18 protein-coding genes, 1 tRNA gene and 1 riboswitch are annotated in these 16,333 nt (G+C 74.1%); of the genes, 10 read left to right on the top strand and 9 right to left on the bottom strand.

Annotation, left to right across the window (positions count from 1 at the left end):
* Positions 1 to 55 precede the first annotated feature (55 nt).
* Both OG956_RS04445 and OG956_RS04440 read left to right on the top strand, forming a co-directional pair.
* Entirely contained in the window at positions 56 to 1,099 is a 1,044-nt protein-coding gene (locus OG956_RS04445) for a LacI family DNA-binding transcriptional regulator (RefSeq protein ID WP_330336612.1), read from the top strand.
* Positions 1,096 to 1,716, top strand: a complete 621-nt coding sequence (locus OG956_RS04440) for a poly-gamma-glutamate hydrolase family protein (RefSeq protein WP_330336611.1) — start codon at positions 1,096 to 1,098, stop codon at positions 1,714 to 1,716. Before OG956_RS04445 ends, OG956_RS04440 begins: the two co-directional genes overlap by 4 nt.
* Here the strand turns inward: OG956_RS04440 and OG956_RS04435 are convergent.
* The gene (locus OG956_RS04435; RefSeq protein ID WP_330336610.1) at positions 1,706 to 2,050 is read right to left on the bottom strand and encodes a cupin domain-containing protein; all 345 of its coding nucleotides are present in this window, start codon (positions 2,048 to 2,050) and stop codon (positions 1,706 to 1,708) included. The two genes, OG956_RS04440 and OG956_RS04435, sit on opposite strands and share 11 nt — an antisense overlap.
* A 130-nt stretch (positions 2,051 to 2,180) precedes the next feature.
* Between OG956_RS04435 and OG956_RS04430 the strand changes: the two genes are divergently transcribed.
* A complete protein-coding gene (locus OG956_RS04430) occupies positions 2,181 to 2,696 on the top strand; it encodes a hypothetical protein (RefSeq protein ID WP_330336609.1) in 516 nt (171 codons plus the stop codon).
* A gap of 72 nt (positions 2,697 to 2,768) precedes the next feature.
* On the opposite strand, the gene OG956_RS04425 is transcribed toward OG956_RS04430, so the two are convergent.
* Complete coding sequence (locus tag OG956_RS04425; RefSeq protein ID WP_330336608.1) at positions 2,769 to 3,347, bottom strand: TetR/AcrR family transcriptional regulator; 579 nt, start codon at positions 3,345 to 3,347, stop codon at positions 2,769 to 2,771.
* Positions 3,348 to 3,540: 193 nt separating this feature from the next.
* On the opposite strand from OG956_RS04425, the gene OG956_RS04420 reads away from it, so the two are divergent.
* Together OG956_RS04420 and OG956_RS04415 are read left to right on the top strand one after the other, a co-directional pair.
* Positions 3,541 to 4,968: an MFS transporter gene (locus OG956_RS04420; RefSeq protein WP_330336607.1), complete on the top strand. Its 1,428-nt coding sequence runs from the start codon at positions 3,541 to 3,543 to the stop codon at positions 4,966 to 4,968.
* 45 nt (positions 4,969 to 5,013) lie between these two features.
* Positions 5,014 to 5,087 (top strand) — tRNA-Pro (locus OG956_RS04415).
* Positions 5,088 to 5,192: 105 nt separating this feature from the next.
* On the opposite strand, the gene OG956_RS04410 is transcribed toward OG956_RS04415, so the two are convergent.
* The 7 genes from OG956_RS04410 to OG956_RS04380 all read right to left on the bottom strand — a co-directional run bounded on the left by OG956_RS04410 (position 5,193) and on the right by OG956_RS04380 (position 12,705).
* Positions 5,193 to 6,605 (bottom strand): amino acid permease, encoded by a 1,413-nt coding sequence (locus tag OG956_RS04410; RefSeq protein ID WP_330336606.1) that lies wholly within the window; start codon positions 6,603 to 6,605, stop codon positions 5,193 to 5,195.
* Positions 6,606 to 6,764: 159 nt separating this feature from the next.
* Positions 6,765 to 7,466, bottom strand: a complete 702-nt coding sequence (locus tag OG956_RS04405) for a GntR family transcriptional regulator (RefSeq protein ID WP_330336605.1) — start codon at positions 7,464 to 7,466, stop codon at positions 6,765 to 6,767.
* A gap of 33 nt (positions 7,467 to 7,499) precedes the next feature.
* The gene (locus tag OG956_RS04400) at positions 7,500 to 8,501 is read right to left on the bottom strand and encodes a proline racemase family protein (protein ID WP_330336604.1); all 1,002 of its coding nucleotides are present in this window, start codon (positions 8,499 to 8,501) and stop codon (positions 7,500 to 7,502) included.
* A gap of 28 nt (positions 8,502 to 8,529) precedes the next feature.
* Positions 8,530 to 9,426 (bottom strand): dihydrodipicolinate synthase family protein, encoded by an 897-nt coding sequence (locus OG956_RS04395; RefSeq protein WP_330336603.1) that lies wholly within the window; start codon positions 9,424 to 9,426, stop codon positions 8,530 to 8,532.
* Between the two features lie 332 nt (positions 9,427 to 9,758).
* Positions 9,759 to 11,168, bottom strand: coding sequence for an FAD-dependent oxidoreductase (locus tag OG956_RS04390; protein WP_330336602.1), 1,410 nt, complete (start codon positions 11,166 to 11,168; stop codon positions 9,759 to 9,761).
* On the bottom strand, positions 11,165 to 11,449 hold the full coding sequence (locus OG956_RS04385; RefSeq protein WP_330342734.1) for a (2Fe-2S)-binding protein: 285 nt from the start codon (positions 11,447 to 11,449) through the stop codon (positions 11,165 to 11,167). Before OG956_RS04385 ends, OG956_RS04390 begins: the two co-directional genes overlap by 4 nt.
* A 95-nt stretch (positions 11,450 to 11,544) precedes the next feature.
* Positions 11,545 to 12,705 (bottom strand): NAD(P)/FAD-dependent oxidoreductase, encoded by a 1,161-nt coding sequence (locus tag OG956_RS04380; RefSeq protein ID WP_330336601.1) that lies wholly within the window; start codon positions 12,703 to 12,705, stop codon positions 11,545 to 11,547.
* Positions 12,706 to 12,867: 162 nt separating this feature from the next.
* On the opposite strand from OG956_RS04380, the gene OG956_RS04375 reads away from it, so the two are divergent.
* From OG956_RS04375 to OG956_RS04355, 5 genes are all read left to right on the top strand, one after another.
* Positions 12,868 to 12,993 (top strand): putative leader peptide, encoded by a 126-nt coding sequence (locus OG956_RS04375; protein WP_330336600.1) that lies wholly within the window; start codon positions 12,868 to 12,870, stop codon positions 12,991 to 12,993.
* 105 nt (positions 12,994 to 13,098) lie between these two features.
* A complete protein-coding gene (locus OG956_RS04370; RefSeq protein WP_330336599.1) occupies positions 13,099 to 13,986 on the top strand; it encodes a glutathione S-transferase C-terminal domain-containing protein in 888 nt (295 codons plus the stop codon).
* A 78-nt stretch (positions 13,987 to 14,064) separates the two neighbouring features.
* A riboswitch (SAM riboswitch) is annotated at positions 14,065 to 14,176 on the top strand.
* Between the two features lie 33 nt (positions 14,177 to 14,209).
* On the top strand, positions 14,210 to 14,359 hold the full coding sequence (locus tag OG956_RS04365; protein WP_330336598.1) for a hypothetical protein: 150 nt from the start codon (positions 14,210 to 14,212) through the stop codon (positions 14,357 to 14,359).
* Between the two features lie 194 nt (positions 14,360 to 14,553).
* Positions 14,554 to 15,534, top strand: coding sequence for an amino acid ABC transporter permease (locus OG956_RS04360; RefSeq protein ID WP_330336597.1), 981 nt, complete (start codon positions 14,554 to 14,556; stop codon positions 15,532 to 15,534).
* Positions 15,531 to 16,322: an amino acid ABC transporter ATP-binding protein gene (locus OG956_RS04355; RefSeq protein WP_330336596.1), complete on the top strand. Its 792-nt coding sequence runs from the start codon at positions 15,531 to 15,533 to the stop codon at positions 16,320 to 16,322. Before OG956_RS04360 ends, OG956_RS04355 begins: the two co-directional genes overlap by 4 nt.
* Positions 16,323 to 16,333 lie beyond the last annotated feature (11 nt).

Genomic DNA, 16,333 nt, shown 5'->3' with positions numbered 1-16,333 from the left:
AAACCCCTCGAACAACCAGCAGCAGGCCATCAAAAACCCCTCAAGGAGCAGGCCCATGGGCCATCCGTTCCCGATCCGGGAGATCGCACGTCAGGCGGGTCTCAGCGAGGCCACCGTGGACCGCGTCCTCAACGGCAGGGGAGGGGTGCGCGAGAGCACCGCGCGGGAGGTGCACCGGGCCATCGCCGACCTCGACCGGCAGCGCACCCAGGTGCGGCTGGTCGGCCGCACGTTCATGGTCGACATCGTGGTGCAGGCGCCCGAGCGGTTCAGCACCGCCGTACGCGCCGCGCTGGAGGCCGAACTGCCGTCCCTGCACCCGGCCGTCGTCCGCTCCCGCTTCCACTTCCGCGAGACCGGCCCGCCCGCCGAGCAGGTCAGGACGCTGGACCGGATCGCCCGGCGCGGCTCGCAGGGCGTGATCCTCAAGGCGCCGGACGTCCCCGAGGTGACCGCCGCCGTCGGCCGGCTCACCGCGGCCGGCATCCCGGTCGTCACCCTGGTCACCGACCTGCCCGGCAGCGGCCGGGTCGGCTACGTCGGCAGCGACAACCGGGCCGCCGGCGCCACTGCCGCCTATCTGATGGGCCAGTGGCTCGGCGACGGGCCCGGCAACGTCCTCACCAGCCTCAGCAGCGGCTTCTTCCGCAACGAGGAGGAGCGCGAGATGGGCTTCCGCAGCCTGATGCGCGCCCGGCATCCGCAGCGCGCCCTGGTGGAGATCGCCGAGGGCCAGGGGCTGGACGCCACCCAGTACGACCTGGTCCGCGGCGCCCTGGAGCGGGACCCGGAGATCCGCGCCGTGTACTCGATCGGCGGCGGCAACAACGCCACCCTGCGCGCCTTCGCCGACGCCGGCCGGGAGTGCGCGGTGTTCATCGCCCACGACCTCGACCACGACAACACGCGGCTGCTGCGCGAGCACAGGCTGTCCGCCGTGCTCCACCACGACCTGCGCCAGGACATGCGGGAGGCCTGCCGTCTCGTCATGCGGGCGCACGGCGCGCTGCCTCCGGCCGGGCCGGCGCTGCCGTCCGCGATCCAGGTGGTCACGCCGTACAACATGCCCGCGCCGACGGAGGGTCGAGGGACACGATGACACGTACCGGACAGGTGGAGGAACGGGTGGAGATCGAGGGCGTCCCCATGGTCGCGACCCTCGTGCCCGGCGACGGCATCGGCCTGCTGGCGCTGCACGGCAGCAACGAGGGCGGCACCGCCGAACTCGCCCGGACCGTGGCGCGCCGCTGCGGCGCCACCAGCCTCGTCTTCACCCAGCCGGGAGCACGGCAGCCCGTGCACGTCACCTCCCCGCTGATGGCAGCCGGCCACTGCGCGCTGCTGCGGGAGTTCCTCGACCGGGTTTCCCTCACGGTCTCCCTGCACGGCCACATGCGGCCCGGGGCGCCGCGCACGGTCTTCCTCGGCGGCGGCAACCGGGCGGCGGCCCACGTCCTCGCCGAGGCACTCGCCGCGCACGTCCCGCACTTCCCGGCGGTCACCGACCTGGCCGCGATCCCGAGCGCCCTGCGGGGCGTGCACCCCCGCAACCCGGTCAACCTGACCCGCCTGGGCGGGGTCCAGGTGGAACTGCCGCTGCTGGCCCGGACGAGCGGGGCCGCGGACCTGCCGCCGGGGGAGGTGGCCGAGGCGTTGGCCGCGGGGGTGGAGGAACTGGGCAGGGCGACGGACCGCGGCCCGGGGCTCACCCGTTGATCGCGTAAGCCTTGCGCAGCGTCTCGTGCACGGTCCACGTCGTACGGTCGCCGGCGCGCAGCACCGCCATGTCGCCCGGCCCCACCGTCAGCGTCGGCCCGTCCTCCACCTCGATCGTCGCCGAGCCGCTGATCACCACGAACAGCTCGTCCGCCTCCGTGTCGGTGACCACTCCGGGAGTGATCTGCCAGATGCCGCGGATCTGCCGGCCGTCCGGTGACGTCCAGACCACCTTCCCGGTGACCTCCGGGTTCCCGGAGACGATCTGCCCCGGGTCGAGGGGCTCCGGTTCGAGGCAGGCGTCGGGGATGTGGAGCGCGAAGCTGTGCGTCATGCGGTGACCCTAGCCAGTGCCACGGCCGTGCCACGGCCGACAGGGTGTGCGGCATCGGGGCTGGTGGGAGGACACTTCGTCGGGCCGGCCGGACTGGCGGGGCGGCGCGGTGCGGGTGATCGTGGTGAGTATGGCTGACTCTCCGGCGGTCGGCACGGCACCGCCCCGGCGGCACGACACCCGTGAGGCCGTCCTGTTCGGCGGGGTGTACGGCGCCGTCCTCGCCAGCTCGATGGTGGCGGCGCTCAGCCAGTACGGCCGTACGAGCGCCGCCGGCCGCCGCTACGACGCCGTGTGGCTCCTGGTGACCGCCCTCGCCTCCGCACTCGCGCACGGCTACGCCCACTACATCGCCGAACGCACCCCGCACCGCCGGTGGGACGTAGTGCGCACACTGCGGCACGAGTGGCCGCTGGTCGTGGCCTCGCTGCCCACGGTCTTCCTGCTCGCGGGCGCCGGGTGGGGCTGGTGGCCGCCGAACGGCGTCCAGTACCCGGTGTTCGCCCTCAACATCGTCATCCTCTTCGGCCTGGGGCTGATCACCGCCCGCTGGTCGGCCCGGAGTTGGCCCATGGCGGTCCTCATGGGCGCCGGGGACGCGCTGCTCGGGGTGATCGTGGTGGTGGCGAACGCGCTCATCAAGTAGGCACGCGCTCATCAAGTAGGCACGCGCTCGTCAAGCAGGCACGCGCTCGTCACGCAGGCGGCGCCCCGGCTCTCAGCGGCCGGTGCGCACCCCGTCCAGGGCGATCGCCAGGACCCGGTCGCGCTGGGCGTCGTCGTCGAAGGCCGTGGCCGTGATGCCGGCGACCATCCGCAGCAGGTCGACGAAGTCCATGTCCGTACGGGCGACGCCCGCCCGCTGGGCGCGCTCCAGCAGCGGGCCCCCGGCGGCGTACATGGACTCGCGGCAGGTCTGGAAGATCTCCGACTCGTCGTTCAGCGCCTCGCGCACCGCGCGCTTGGTGACCATGTAGCCGGAGAACCGGTCCAGCCAGGCGGTCAGCGCCTCCCACGGCTCCAGGTCCGCGACCTCCTCGGCGGCCCGGCACAGGGTGTCGACCTCGTCGGCGTAGACGCTCTCGAAGAGGTCGCGGCGGGTGGGGAAGTTCCGGTACAGCGTGCCGATGCCGACCCCGGCGCGGCGGGCGATGTCCTCGAGCGAGGCGTCGGCGCCGTGCTCCGCGAACGCCTCGCGGGCCGCGGCGAGCAGGGCGTCGTAGTTGCGGGCGGCGTCCTTGCGGTGCGGCCGGCGGGCCGCCACGATCTCGCCGACGGGGAACGGCGTGGCCGTCACTGCTGCCTCCCAGAGGGAATCGATGAACCGGAGGAGTGCATCCGCTTCAGTTGAACCGGAGGCTCACCTCCGCTAGAGTGGAGGGGTACCTCCACTTTAGCAGTTCGGGGGCGGCGCCGCCCTGGCCGGACGTGCCCGGCGGCCCCCGCACCCCCCGTCCATCCCCAGAGCTCCCTTTCGGAGAGGCTCCCTCATGCCCCGCAAGTCCACCCGCCTCACCTTCGCCGTTCTCGCGACCGGTGCGGGCGTGTTCTCCATGCTGCAGTCGCTGATCGCGCCGGCCCTGCCGACCGTCCAGCACGCCCTGCACACCTCCCAGTCCAGCGCGACCTGGGTGATGACGGCGTATCTGCTGTCCGCCTCGGTCTTCACCCCGATCCTCGGCCGGGTCGGCGACCTCGCCGGCCGCAAACGCACGCTCGTCGGCGTCCTGCTCGCCGTCCTCGCCGGCTGCCTCGTCGCCGCGCTCGCGCCGGACATCGGCGTCCTCGTCATCGCCCGCGTCGTCCAGGGCGTCGGCGGCGCCCTGTTCCCGCTGTCCTTCGGCATCATCCGCGACGAGTTCGCGCCGGCCGAGGTCAGCGGCAGCATCAGCAACCTCTCCGCGGTGATCGCCGCGGGCGGCGGCGTCGGCATGGTGGCCGCGGGGCCGATCGTCTCCGCGCTCGACTACCGCTGGCTGTTCTGGATCCCCGTGGCCATCGTCGCCGCGACGGTCCTGATCGCCGTGGCCTGTGTCCCCGAGTCCCCCAAGAGGGCCGAGGGGAAGGTGGGCTGGCTGGGCGCCGGGCTGCTCTCCGCCTGGCTGGTGGCCCTGCTGCTGCCGCTGAGCCGGGCCGGGCAGTGGGGCTGGAGCTCGCCGAAGGTGCTCGGCCTGTTCGCCGCCGCCGTCGTGCTGTTCGCCGCGTGGCTCACGGCCGAGGCCCGCTCCCGCACCCCGCTGATCGACCTGCGCGTGATGCGGCTGCCCGCCGTGTGGACCACCAACGCCGCCGCCCTGCTCTTCGGCGCGGGCATGTACGCGATCTGGTCCTTCCTGCCGGGCTTCGTCCAGACGCCGTCCGCGGCCGGTTACGGCTTCGGCGCGAGCGTCACCGCCTCCGGCCTGCTCATGCTGCCGATGCTGCTGGCGATGTTCCTCTCCGGGATCCTGTCGGGCCGGCTGGAGCCCCGCGTCGGCGCCAAGGCGCTCCTCACCACCGGCGCCGCACTCGGCGCGCTGGCCTGTGGGTTCCTCACCCTGTGGCACGACGCCCAGTGGCAGATCGCCGTCGTCGCCGCCCTGTTCGGCCTGGGCATCGGACTGGCCTTCGCCTCCATGGCCAACCTCGTCGTCGGCAGCGTCCCGCCCGAGCAGACCGGCGCCGCGACCGGCATGAACGCCAACATCCGCACCATCGGCGGCTCCATCGGCGCCGCGGTCACCAGCGTCCTGGTCACCGGCCGCCTCCAGCCCTCCGGCCTGCCCTACGCCTCCGGCTACACTCACGGCTGGGCCCTGCTCGCCCTCCTCTGCCTGGCCGCGGCCGGCGCCGCCCTCCTCGTCCCGGCCCGCCGCCCCGCCCGTACGACGCACTCCGCCACCCCGGGGGCGGCACGGGAACCCGCACAGGTGCGATAAGGTTGACCTGCGTGATCACGCGGGACGCCCCGCGTGGGAGCGCGACGGGACGTGGCGCAGCTTGGTAGCGCACTTGACTGGGGGTCAAGGGGTCGCAGGTTCAAATCCTGTCGTCCCGACGTGACGCACACGGGCGGCCGTGCCGGAGTGATCCGGCGCGGCCGCCCGTCCGCGTGTCTGACGGCTGCTCGGCCGGGCCCGCCCGCCGGGCAGCCGACCGCCTGCTACGGCGTGTCCGTCTCCAGGGGCCTGCGCTGCCGGCGCGCCGCCATCACCGCGTAGACCAGGATGCCGGCGAACAGGAACAGCACCCCCTGGTACACCGCCGCGTAACCGGCGCCCGCCATCAGCCAGACGGAGAACACGGCCGCGATCACGGTGATCACCGAGTCGCGCACCAGCCGCCCGCGGTCCACCGACCTGCCGGAGACCAGGTGGAAGAGCTGCGCCGCCGTCGCCAGCAGGTACGGCACGGTCGCGGTGAACGTGGTCACGAGGACGAGGACGTCGAAGACCTTCGCCGAGCCCGACAGGTAGTTGTAGACCGTGAGCAGGGACGACAGCACGACCGTGACGGCGACGCCGACCGTCGGCACGCCCCGGCGGCGACGCGCGAACGCGGCCGGGAACAGGCCGTCCCTGGCAGCCGCGTACGGGGTCTGGGCGCTGAGCAGGGTCCAGCCGTTGAGGCACCCGGTCATGGACACCAGCGCCGCCAGCGCCACCGCCGTACCGCCCCAGCCGCCGCCGAACATGGTGTTCACCGCGTCGGAGAAGGGGGCCGTGGAGGTCACCAGCCGGTTGTGCGCGACCGTGCCGAAGACGGACAGCGTGCCCAGCAGGTAGACCAGCGCGGCGCCCGCGGTGCCGATCACGGTGGCCCGCCCCACGTTGCGGCGGGCGTCCCTGACCTCGCCCGCGCTCACCGCGGCCGATTCGACCCCGAGGTAGGAGAAGAGCAGCAGGGCGGCGGAGGCGGACACGGCACCGATCGCGCTGTGACCACTGGCGTTGAACGGTCCGAGCCGGGACGGATCGAAGAAGAACAGCCCGCCGACCGCGACGAGCAGCAGCGGCACGAACTTCAGCACCGTGGACACCAGCTGGACCGCGCCCACGTACCGGGTACCGGCGAAGTTGGCGAGGGCCGGCAGCCACTGCAGGGCCAGGGCGGCCAGGCACGCGGACCACGCGTGGTGGCCGACCGGGATCAGCACGTCCAGGTAGCCGACGGCGGCGACGGCGAGCGCCGCGTTCGACACCCAGGTGGTGATCCAGTACGCCCAGGCGGCGAGGAACCCGGCGAAGTCGCCGAAGGTCTCGCGGGCGTAGACGTAGGGGCCGCCGGTACGGGGGTCGCGCGCGGCGAGCCGGCCGAAGACCAGGGCGAGCGCGATGGCGCCCACGGTCAGCACCCCGAAGGCGACCAGGCTGACCGTGCCGTACGGGGCGATGGAGGCGGGGAGCAGGAAGATGCCGCCGCCGATGATGTTGCCCATGACCAGCGCGGTCGCGACCGGCAGGCCGAAGCGTCGGGCATGCTTGCCGGGGTCGGTGGAGTGCGGGACCTCTACGACGGCCCTACGGGTCTCGGAGGTGGCCGGAGCCGGCTGCGGGGCGGTTCCGGTGACGTGCATGGGTGGTGCGCCTCTCATCGAACAGATGTCCCAGGATCGCCGGGACGCTGCCATGGTCCGGGACACCCCTGCCCACCGCAAAATCGCCGTTTCTTGTGCCGTCCGGGGCGGCCGATCGCGGAAAAAGTGCGCTGGTGCGGCCTCTTTACCGCCAGATGTTCAGCGCCGGTCCTGGTCCTCGCCGTCCGCCCACAGACCGCGCACATGGCCCAGATGCCGGGTCATGATCGCGTGGACGGCCTCCTCGTCCCGATCCAGCAGGGCGTCGAGCAGCTCGAGGTGCTCCTCGGCGGAGGCGAGCAGCCGGCCGGCCTCCACCAGCGCCGTCAGACCGTACAGACGGGAGCGCTTGCGCAGGTCGGCGACCACCTCGACCAGGTGGGCGTTGCCCGCGAGGGCGAGCAGGCCGAGGTGGAAGCGGGTGTCGGCCTCCACATAGGCGATCAGGTCGCCCGCCACCGCCGCGGTGACGATCTCGCGGGCCGCCGGGCGCAGCGCCTCCAGCGAGACCCGGTCGGCGGTGCGGGCCAGGGCGGCCACCGTCGGGATCTCGATCAGGCCGCGGATGTGCGTGTACTCGTCCAGCTGCTTGTCGGAGACGACGGTGACCCGGAAGCCCTTGTTCGGCACGGTGTCGACCAGGCCCTCCTTGGCCAGGTCCAGCATCGCCTCCCGCACCGGCGTCGCCGAGACGCCGAAGCGGGCGGCGAGCGAGGGCGCGGAGTAGACCTCGCCCGGCCGCAGCTCGCCCGCGATCAGCGCGGCGCGCAGCGCGTCGGCGACCCGCTCGCGGTAGCTGCTGCGCCGGCCGCCCAGCCGGGGGAGGGCGGGAACCCGAGCGCCTCCCGTGTCCGATGCCATGTCACGCATCACCCGGTGAGTCTAGAGGACGGTCTAGAGGACGAAGCCCTCCGGGAAGGGGTCGGTGGGGTCGAGCAGGTACTGCGCGGTGCCGGTGATCCACGCGCGGCCCGTGAAGCTGGGCAGGACCGCCGGGAGCCCTGCGACCCGCGTCGTACCGAGGAGCCGTCCGGTGAAGCGCGTGCCGATGAACGACTCGTTGACGAACTCGGTGTGCAACGGCAGTTCGCCGCGCGCGTGCAGCTGGGCCATGCGCGCGCTCGTGCCCGTGCCGCAGGGCGAGCGGTCGAACCAGCCCGGGTGGATGACCATCGCGTGCCGTGAGCGGCGGGCGGTGGCGCCGGGCGCGTAGAGGTGCACGTGGTGGCAGCCGCGGATGGACGGATCCTCCGGATGCACCGGTTCCGCCTCGGAGTTGATCGCCTCCATCAGCGACAGGCCGGCCGCCAGAATGTCGTCCTTGCGGGCCCGGTCGAAGGGCAGCCCGAACGCGTCCAGCGGCAGGATCGCGTAGAAGTTGCCGCCGTAGGCGAGGTCGTAGGTGACCGTACGGCCGTCGGGCAGGGTGATCTCGCGGTCCAGGGCGACGGCGAACGACGGCACGTTCCGCAGGGTGACGTCGCGCGCGGCGCCGTTCTCCACCCTGACCTCGGCGACCACGAGCCCCGCCGGGGTGTCGAGCCGGATGGTGGTCACCGGCTCCACCACCTCCACCATGCCGGTCTCGACCAGCACGGTCGCCACCCCGATGGTGCCGTGCCCGCACATCGGCAGGTAACCGGAGACCTCGATGTAGATCACGCCCCAGTCGCAGTCGGGGCGGGCCGGCGGCTGCAGGATCGCGCCGCTCATCGCGGAGTGGCCGCGCGGCTCGTTCATCAGCAGCCGCTTGACGTGGTCGCGGTGTTCACGGAAGTACAGCCGCCGCTCGTTCATCGTCGCGCCCGGCACCGTGCCGATCCCGCCGGTGATCACCCGGGTCGGCATGCCCTCGGTGTGCGAGTCGACGGCGTGCAGGACGAGTCTGCTGCGCATGTTCCGGCTCCCTCGTGCGAGCGCGGGCCTAGGCGAGGCCCGCGGCGACGGCCTTCTCGGTGGCGGCCCGGAGCTGTGCCTCCTGCTCGGGCAGCAAAGGCATGCGCGGCGGGCGCACCGGGCCGCCGTACCGGCCGACGACGTCCATGGACAGCTTGATCGCCTGCACGAACTCCACCCGGGAGTCCCAGCGCAGCAGCGGGTGGAGCTGCCGGTACAGGGGGAGCGCGGTGGTGAGGTCCCCGGCCGTCGCGGCGCGGTACAGCCGCACCGAGGCCCCGGGCAGGGCGTTCGGGTAACCGGCCACCCAGCCCCGGGCGCCGGCCACCGCCAGCTCCAGCAGGACGTCGTCCGCACCGGCCAGCAGGTCCAGTTCCGGCGCGAGTTCGGCGATCCGGTAGGCGCGGCGGACGTCGCCGGAGAACTCCTTGACGCCGTGGATGTGGCCCTCGCCGTGCAGCCGGGCGAGGAGTTCGGGCACCAGGTCGACCTTGGTGTCGACAGGATTGTTGTACGCCACCACGGGCAGGCCCGCGCGGGCGACCTCGGCGTAGTGGGCGAGGGCGGAACGCTCGTCGGCGCGGTAGGCGTTGGGCGGCAGCAGCATCACCGACGCGCAGCCGGCCTCGCCCGCCTGCTCGGCCCAGCGTCGCGCCTCGGCCGCGCCGTACGCGGCGACGCCCGGCATCACCCGCTCCCCGCCGATCGCCGCGACGGCCGTCTCCACCACCCGGGCGCGCTCCGCGGGCGTCAGCACCTGGTACTCGCCGAGCGAGCCGTTCGGTACGACGCCGTCACAGCCCTCCGCGACCAGCCAGGCGCAGTGCTCGGCATAGCGGTCGTAGTCGATCGAGAGGTCGTCGCGCAGGGGGAGTGCGGTGGCGACGAGAACGCCGCGCCAGGGGCGGTGCTGCGGGTGAGTCATCCGAGGTCCCCATTCCTGTGGTGTGTGACATGGTACTGATCCGGGTGATCGGCGGACAGGGCTTGGAGCCGGGGGAGTGCAGTCGGGGCGGTGGCCGAGCGGTCGGCAGGGTCGTCGGGCGTGATCGGGAGGCGTGGTCGGGAGCGGCGAGGAGTGCCGTCGGGCAGGGGCGCGGGCGGAGTACGGTGCGCAGGGCCACGGGTGGACCCCCCGGGGGTCACTCGAACCCCCGGCGACGACGGCGAGGCGTACTGGCTGGGGGAACGGCCGGTGCCGGCCAGGTGCGGTCGGATGCGGTCGGCAGGACCGTGGGTGGACCCCGCCGGGCCGCGTCAGTCGTCGGGCAGGGCGGCGAGGACGCCCAGCGGTACCGGGCGGGCGAACGGCCGGCGTCCGGGGCTCGGTGGGCAGCCGGTCAGGCCGGCCACCGCGGGGGCGCACATCCGGCCCTGGCACCAGCCCATCCCGGCCCGCGTGAGCAGCTTCACCGTGCGCGGATCATCCGCGCCGAGCGTGCCGGAGGCCGTGCGCACCTGGCCGGCGGTGACCTCCTCGCAGCGGCACACCACCGTGTCGTCCGTGATCCGGTCGGCCCAGCCCGGCGCAGGGGCGTACACCGTCTCCAGGGCCGCGGAGAACGCCCGCCCGCGGTCCCTGGCCCGCGCGGCCGCCGCCCAGGAGCGCGGGTCGGGGGCGGTGCCGTGCAGCCGGGCGGCGATCGAGCGGCCCGCGATGTGGCCCTCGGCGAGTGCGAGGGCCGCGCCGCCGACGCCGGTGGTCTCCCCGGCGGCCCACACGCCGGGCACGTCGGTGCGCTGCTCGTCGTCGACGCGTACGGCCGCGCCGGCCAGGGTGCAGCCGAGGGTCTCGGCGAGGTCGGTGTGCGGCAGCAAGCCGTGGCCTACGGCGAGGGCGTCACAGCGGATGCGGCGCGCGCTGCCGGGCCGGACCCGGCCGTCCCGTCCCAGCGCGGCGACGGTCACCGCCTCCAGCCGGCCGGCGCCGTGCGCCTCCAGCACGGTGTGCCGGGCCAGCGTGCGCACCCGGTACCGCACCAACCGCCCCGCGTACCAGACCGCTTCGGCGAGCTTGTCGGGGTGCGCGGCGAGGGCCGGAGACCGGCGCGCCGCGGCTTTGGGCCCGGCGGACTCCACGAGCGCCGCCACCCGGGCGCCCGCCGCGGCGAGCCCCGTGGCCACCGGCAGCAGCAGCGGCCCGGTGCCGGCCACCACGACCGTGCGGCCGGGCAGCACCAGCCCGCCCTTGAGCATGGCCTGCGCCCCGCCTGCCGTCACCACGCCGGGCAGCGTCCAGCCGGGGAAGGGCAGGACGCGTTCGTAGCCGCCGGTGGCCAGCAGCACGGCGCCGGCGCGGACGGTGACCCCCTCCTGCTGTGCGGGTCCGCGCAGGGCGTGCACCGCGAAAGAGGCCGGCTCTCGCGCGGAGGAGCCCGGTTTCCGTTCGACACACCAGACGTGATGATCCGTCAGGTGGGTGATCCGCCCGGCGGCGAGGTGCGCCTCCAGGCCGTCCCGCAGCCGTTCCCAGGTGCGCCACTGGTGGTGCAGGGCCTGGGGGCGGCGGGCGCCGAGGGCTCGGGCGGGCTGCCGGTAGAACTGGCCGCCCGCCTGCCCGTCCGCGTCGACGAGGATGACCCGCACGCCCCGGGCGGCCGCCGCCAGCGCTGCCGCGAGTCCCGCCGGGCCCGCCCCGACGACGGCGAGGTCCGCGCGCTCGGTCATCGTCCCGTCCCCTCCTGCGTGCGGATCACATCGCCCGGCCGCACGGGCACCAGGCAAGCCCGTTGGTTCGCCCGGCCGTTGACCGTCACCAGGCAGTCGAAGCACACCCCGATCCCGCAGAACACCCCGCGCGGCCGGCCGCCGCCGCGGGTGCTGCGCCAGGACGTCACCCCCGCCGCCCACAGCGCCGCCGCGACCGTCTGGCCGGGGAGGGCGGTCAGAGCGCGGCCGTCGAAGGTGACGGTGAAGGCCGGGCCCGGCCGGGCCCGGGCCGACTCCAGCGGACCGTCCGCGCGGTGCCGCCGCCCGGCACGGGCCGCCCCGGGTGAGTCGGCGGCGCGGTGCGGCCCACGGGACCGGTGCGGCTCCTCTGGGTTCACGGCGTGTCTCCTCCGTCGGTGCCGAACCGCTCCGGCCGGAACGGTCCGAGGTCCAGCTCCGGTGCCTTCCCGGTGAGGGCCTGCGCGATCAACTGCCCAGTACCGGCGGCCAGTCCGATGCCGGCGCCCTCGTGCCCGCACGCGTGGAACAGCCCCGGCGCGCGCGGGTCGGGGCCGATCGCCGGGAGGTGGTCCGGCAGATACGGCCGGAATCCCGGGTACGCCCGCAGCGCGCGCACCCGCTCCAGGAACGGGAACAGCCCGATCGCCCCGGCCGCGAGCGCCCGCACGGCCGGCAGCGACAGCGAGCGGTCGAAGCCGACCCGTTCCCGGCTCGCGCCGATCAGCACCGGGCCGGCGGCCGTGCCCTCCACCACCGGCGAGGTGCGCAGCCCCGCCGTGTCGCTGGCGACGTCCGCCACGTAGTCCGCGGCATACACCTTGTGCCGGACCATCCGCGGCAGCGGCTCGGTGACCAGGACGAAGCCGCGCCGCGGGAGCACCGGCAGCCGGACACCCGCCAGCGCCGCGAGGTCGCCGCCCCAGGTGCCGGCCGCGTTCACCACCGCCGGTGCGTGCAGGTCGCCGCGGTCGGTGCGGACGCCGGTCACCGCGCCGCCGGCCGTGCGCAGCACCGCGGTCACGGTCCACCCCGTGTGCAGACGGGCGCCGGAGGCGCGCAGCAGGTGGGCGGCGGCGAGGGCGGGCATCACTTGAGCGTCCTGCGGATAGTGCACCCCGCCGGCCATGTCAGGGGCCACGTGCGGCTCCAGCTCGCTCAGTTGGTCCGCGGCGACCGGGTCGGCCGCGACTCCGGCCGCCCGCTGGCCGTCGGCGAACGCGTGCAGCGCGGCGAGCGCCTCGGGGGCGGAGGCGACCACCAGGCCGCCCTTGGGCTCGTACTCGACCGCCGTACCCAGCTCGTCGCCCAGTTCCGCCCACAACCGGGCCGACAGCAGGGCGAGATCGAGTTCCGGGCCGGGTTCCTTGTCGGAGACGAGCAGGTTGCCCTCGCCCGCGCCGGTGGTGCCGCCGGCCACCGGGCCCCGGTCCACCACCCGCACGTCGAGGCCGGCCCGCGCGGCGTACAGGGCGCAGGCCGCGCCGACCATGCCGGCGCCGACCACCACGACATCGCAGGTCAGTCGCTTCGCCACGCGCAGTACTATGTCACATGGTCCTGATTTTGAGGAGGCTTCCGGCAGGCGCGGAGAGGGCGTACCGCCCCGGCCGGGTGTCCCAGGCGTGGACGCCCCCTTGACGGCGCCGGACGCCGGATCGACACTCCAGAAACGGGAACCCTAGTGAACAGGTAGGGAATGATGACGCGCCTCGACCCCGGCACCGGCCGCACGGGCCGTACGCCGCTGTGCGCCCCCCTGCTCACCTCCCGCCGGCACATCGACCTGCTGCGCGTCTGCAGCGCCATCAGCCGCTGCCGCTGAGCCGGCCCCCCGCGCCCACCGGCCGGCCCGCGCCGGCCGTCATGCCCACCGGCCGGAGCCGGCCGTCGACGCGCACGTCCGTACGCCCATCACCCGGGGAGACGCATGTCCATCGCTCCGCTTGCCGCCGTCCCGTCCGTCCACCGCGCCGCACCCGTCTTCCGGGGCCGGATCGGCCAGGACCCGCGCAGCGGCCACTACGCCGTGCCGCACCGCTACCGGCTCCATCTGTCCACCGCCTGCCCCGACGGGCTGCGCCTCGCCGTCGCGCACAGCCTCCTCGGCCTGGACGGCAGTTGTCCGGTGGCGCTGCTGCCCGCCGTGCCCGACTGTCCCGGCGGCGGCCACTCGGCGCTGCGCCCGCTGTACGAGGCCAGCGCCCACCACTACACCGGTCCGGCCCTCGCGCCCGTGCTCAGCGACGACTGGTCCGGGCGGATCGTCAGCACCCACGCCGGTGACATCCTGCGGGACCTCGACCGCTTCCCGCGCGAGGGCACGGCCGCCCTGTACCCGTGCGGCCAGGAGTCCGTGATCGAGGCCGTCGAACGGATGTGCGCCGACGGCATCGAAGCGGCCGCGCAGCGAGCCGGCCGGGCCGGCGCCGACCCGGCCGAGCGGGAGGACGCCCTCGGCGTGCTCCTCGACACCCTGGGCCGGCTGGACAGGCGGCTGGCCGGAGAGGACTACCTGGTCGACGGCCGGCTCACCGCCGCCGACGTCGAACTCTGGGTCGCCCTCGTGCAGTTGGACACCGTCCACCGCTGCCACCTCGACGCCTCCGCCGTGCACCGCATCGCCGGACACCGCGCCCTGTGGGCCTACGCGCGCCGCCTGGCCGCCCACCCGGCGTTCGGCCGCCACCTCGACCTCGACGGCATCTCCCGCCGCCACCACGGCCGTTGCCAGGGGCTGGAGGCCGCCGGAGCCGCCGTCCAGATCCTGGACTGGGCGGGCCACGCCGCCGACGCCGAGGACGCTTTCCGCAGGTGACGCCGGCACCACCGGCGTCCACTGGGCGGACGGCCGTTGACAATCGAACGGCCGGCTGCCTTACTTACGGCTCAGAACGGTCATGAGCGTCAGCGCCAAGCCCTGGCTCGCTGACCGGCAACCCTCGCACCGCGGTGGGGTGCCCCAGGTGACGACCGGACCGGAACGACGTTCTCGGTAAGCGCGAGGGCCCCGCGGGGCCGGAACAGTGACAGGTGACGCCATGGACGCAGCTCCCAGGACGGCCGCGAGCCGCTCCCAGGGCCGCGTACGGCCGTACGCCGGGCTCCTCGTCGCCGACCGCGCCGTCGACCTGCTCCGCGTCAACAGCGCGCTGTGTACCGCGCCGGGCCGTGCCCGCCGCCGGGGCTGACGCCTTCCTCCAGCCTCGCCCGCCCTCCTCGCGTTCCTGACGCACACCGCCGCCCGTGCGGTGTGCCGCCGTCCGCGGGCCCCCGGTTCCCCCGCGCCGCCGTGCGCCGCCCCGTGCCGCAGTGCCGCGGCGGCCCGCGTCCGCACGCCGCGATCCGGGTGCCCGACTCACGCCCACTCAAGCCGGAGCCCGCCATGAGCGAACCCCCAGGCGCCGTCGTCTCCCTCACCGAGGCGCCACCCGTCGACACACCGTCAAAGCCGCTGACAGCACAGCGCGTTCAGCCCCTCAGGCGTCCGGGCCGGTGGATCGCCACCGCCGTCGTGCTCGTGCTCGTCGCGCAGATCCTGCACGGGCTGGCCACCAACCCGTTCTACCAGTGGGACCGCTTCCGCTACTGGTTCCTGCGCCCCACCGTCCTCGACGGCCTGCTGATCACCCTCGAAGCCGCCGCGCTCAGCGCCGTGTTCGGCCTCCTCGGCGGCATCCTGCTGGCCCTCGGCCGGCAGTCCGGCAGCCCCGTGCTGCGCGCCGTGAGCTGGACCTACACCTGGCTCTTCCGCTCGGTGCCGCTCATCGTCGTCCTGATCTTCCTCTACAACTTCTCCGCCCTGTACAAGACCCTGAGCCTCGGCATCCCCTTCGGCCCCGCCTTCGTCACCTTCGACGAGTCGCGGCTCGCCACCGACATGACGGTCGCCGTGGTCGGGCTCAGCCTGAACGAGGCGGCGTACGCGGCCGAGGTCGTCCGCGGCGGCCTTCTCTCCGTCGACCAGGGCCAGCACGAGGCGGCGGCCGCGCTCGGCCTGCCCAAGGGCTACCAGTTCCGCAGGATCGTCTTCCCGCAGGCCCTGAGGTCCATCACGCCGAACTACGTCAACCAGCTCATCGGCCTGATCAAGAGCACCTCGCTGGTGTTCTACGTCTCGCTGCTCGACCTGTTCGGCTCCGTGCAGACCATGGGCAGCACCTACCCCGGCGACATCGTGCCGCTGCTGCTGGTCGCCACCGTCTGGTACCTGATCCTCACCAGCGCCGTGTCCGTCGTCCAGTTCTACGTCGAGCGGTACTTCGCGCGGGGCGCCACCCGCAGCCTGCCGCCGACCCCGCTGCAGAAGGCGCGCTCGGGCCTCGCCGAGTTCCGGGCCCGGCTGCGCAGGGAGGCCGCCGTATGACCACCGCCGACACCCTGGAGACGACCCCGGCCGCGCTGGAGGTCCACGACGTGCACAAATGGTACGGCACCCACCGCGTGCTGGACGGCATCGATCTGACCGTCCGCCCCGGCGAGGTGGTGGCCGTCATCGGGCCCTCCGGATCCGGCAAGTCCACGCTGCTCAGAGTCGTCAACCACCTGGAGAAACCCGAGATCGGCCATGTCAGCGTCGGCGGCGAGCTGATCGGCGTCAAGCGGGCGGGCGGCGGACGGCTGAAGGAGCTGAGCGAGCGCGCCATCCTGGCCCAGCGCAGCCGGATCGGCTTCGTCTTCCAGAACTTCAACCTCTTCCCGCATCTGACCGTCCTCGACAACGTGGCCGCCGCGCCCGTCGCCACCGGGCGGCTCACCGGTCCCCAGGCCCGGGAACTGGCCCGCGAACTGCTCACCCGGGTCGGCCTCGGCGACCGAGCCGACGCCTACCCGCGCCGGCTCTCCGGCGGACAGCAGCAACGCGTCGCCATCGCCCGGGCGCTCGCCCTGCGCCCCGGCATCATCCTGTTCGACGAGCCCACCTCCGCGCTCGACCCCGAACTGGTCGGCGAGGTGCTCTCCGTCATCAAGGACCTCGCCACCAGCGGCACCACCCTGGTCATCGTCACCCACGAGATCGGCTTCGCGCGCGAGGTAGCCGACCGGATCGTGTTCCTCGACGGCGGCCGGATCGTCGAACAGGGCCCGCCCTCCGAGGTCCTCGACCGACCGCGGCACGAGCGGACCAGGGAGTTCCTCAGCAAGGTCCTGTGACCCGCCGCATC

This window comes from Streptomyces sp. NBC_00557 (assembly GCF_036345995.1).
GTDB lineage: Bacteria > Actinomycetota > Actinomycetes > Streptomycetales > Streptomycetaceae > Streptomyces.
Note: the sequence above shows the minus strand (reverse complement) of the source record. Positions and strands in the feature narration are given on the sequence as shown.

Coding starts and splice junctions, on each gene's coding strand:
- OG956_RS04445 (WP_330336612.1), top strand. CDS start 56: ATGGGCCATCCGTTCCCGATCCGGGAGATCGCACGTCAGGCGGGTCTC.
- OG956_RS04440 (WP_330336611.1), top strand. CDS start 1,096: ATGACACGTACCGGACAGGTGGAGGAACGGGTGGAGATCGAGGGCGTC.
- OG956_RS04435 (WP_330336610.1), bottom strand. CDS start 2,050: ATGACGCACAGCTTCGCGCTCCACATCCCCGACGCCTGCCTCGAACCG.
- OG956_RS04430 (WP_330336609.1), top strand. CDS start 2,181: ATGGCTGACTCTCCGGCGGTCGGCACGGCACCGCCCCGGCGGCACGAC.
- OG956_RS04420 (WP_330336607.1), top strand. CDS start 3,541: ATGCCCCGCAAGTCCACCCGCCTCACCTTCGCCGTTCTCGCGACCGGT.
- OG956_RS04410 (WP_330336606.1), bottom strand. CDS start 6,605: ATGCACGTCACCGGAACCGCCCCGCAGCCGGCTCCGGCCACCTCCGAG.
- OG956_RS04405 (WP_330336605.1), bottom strand. CDS start 7,466: ATGGCATCGGACACGGGAGGCGCTCGGGTTCCCGCCCTCCCCCGGCTG.
- OG956_RS04400 (WP_330336604.1), bottom strand. CDS start 8,501: ATGCGCAGCAGACTCGTCCTGCACGCCGTCGACTCGCACACCGAGGGC.
- OG956_RS04395 (WP_330336603.1), bottom strand. CDS start 9,426: ATGACTCACCCGCAGCACCGCCCCTGGCGCGGCGTTCTCGTCGCCACC.
- OG956_RS04390 (WP_330336602.1), bottom strand. CDS start 11,168: ATGACCGAGCGCGCGGACCTCGCCGTCGTCGGGGCGGGCCCGGCGGGA.
- OG956_RS04375 (WP_330336600.1), top strand. CDS start 12,868: ATGATGACGCGCCTCGACCCCGGCACCGGCCGCACGGGCCGTACGCCG.
- OG956_RS04370 (WP_330336599.1), top strand. CDS start 13,099: ATGTCCATCGCTCCGCTTGCCGCCGTCCCGTCCGTCCACCGCGCCGCA.
- OG956_RS04365 (WP_330336598.1), top strand. CDS start 14,210: ATGGACGCAGCTCCCAGGACGGCCGCGAGCCGCTCCCAGGGCCGCGTA.
- OG956_RS04360 (WP_330336597.1), top strand. CDS start 14,554: ATGAGCGAACCCCCAGGCGCCGTCGTCTCCCTCACCGAGGCGCCACCC.
- OG956_RS04355 (WP_330336596.1), top strand. CDS start 15,531: ATGACCACCGCCGACACCCTGGAGACGACCCCGGCCGCGCTGGAGGTC.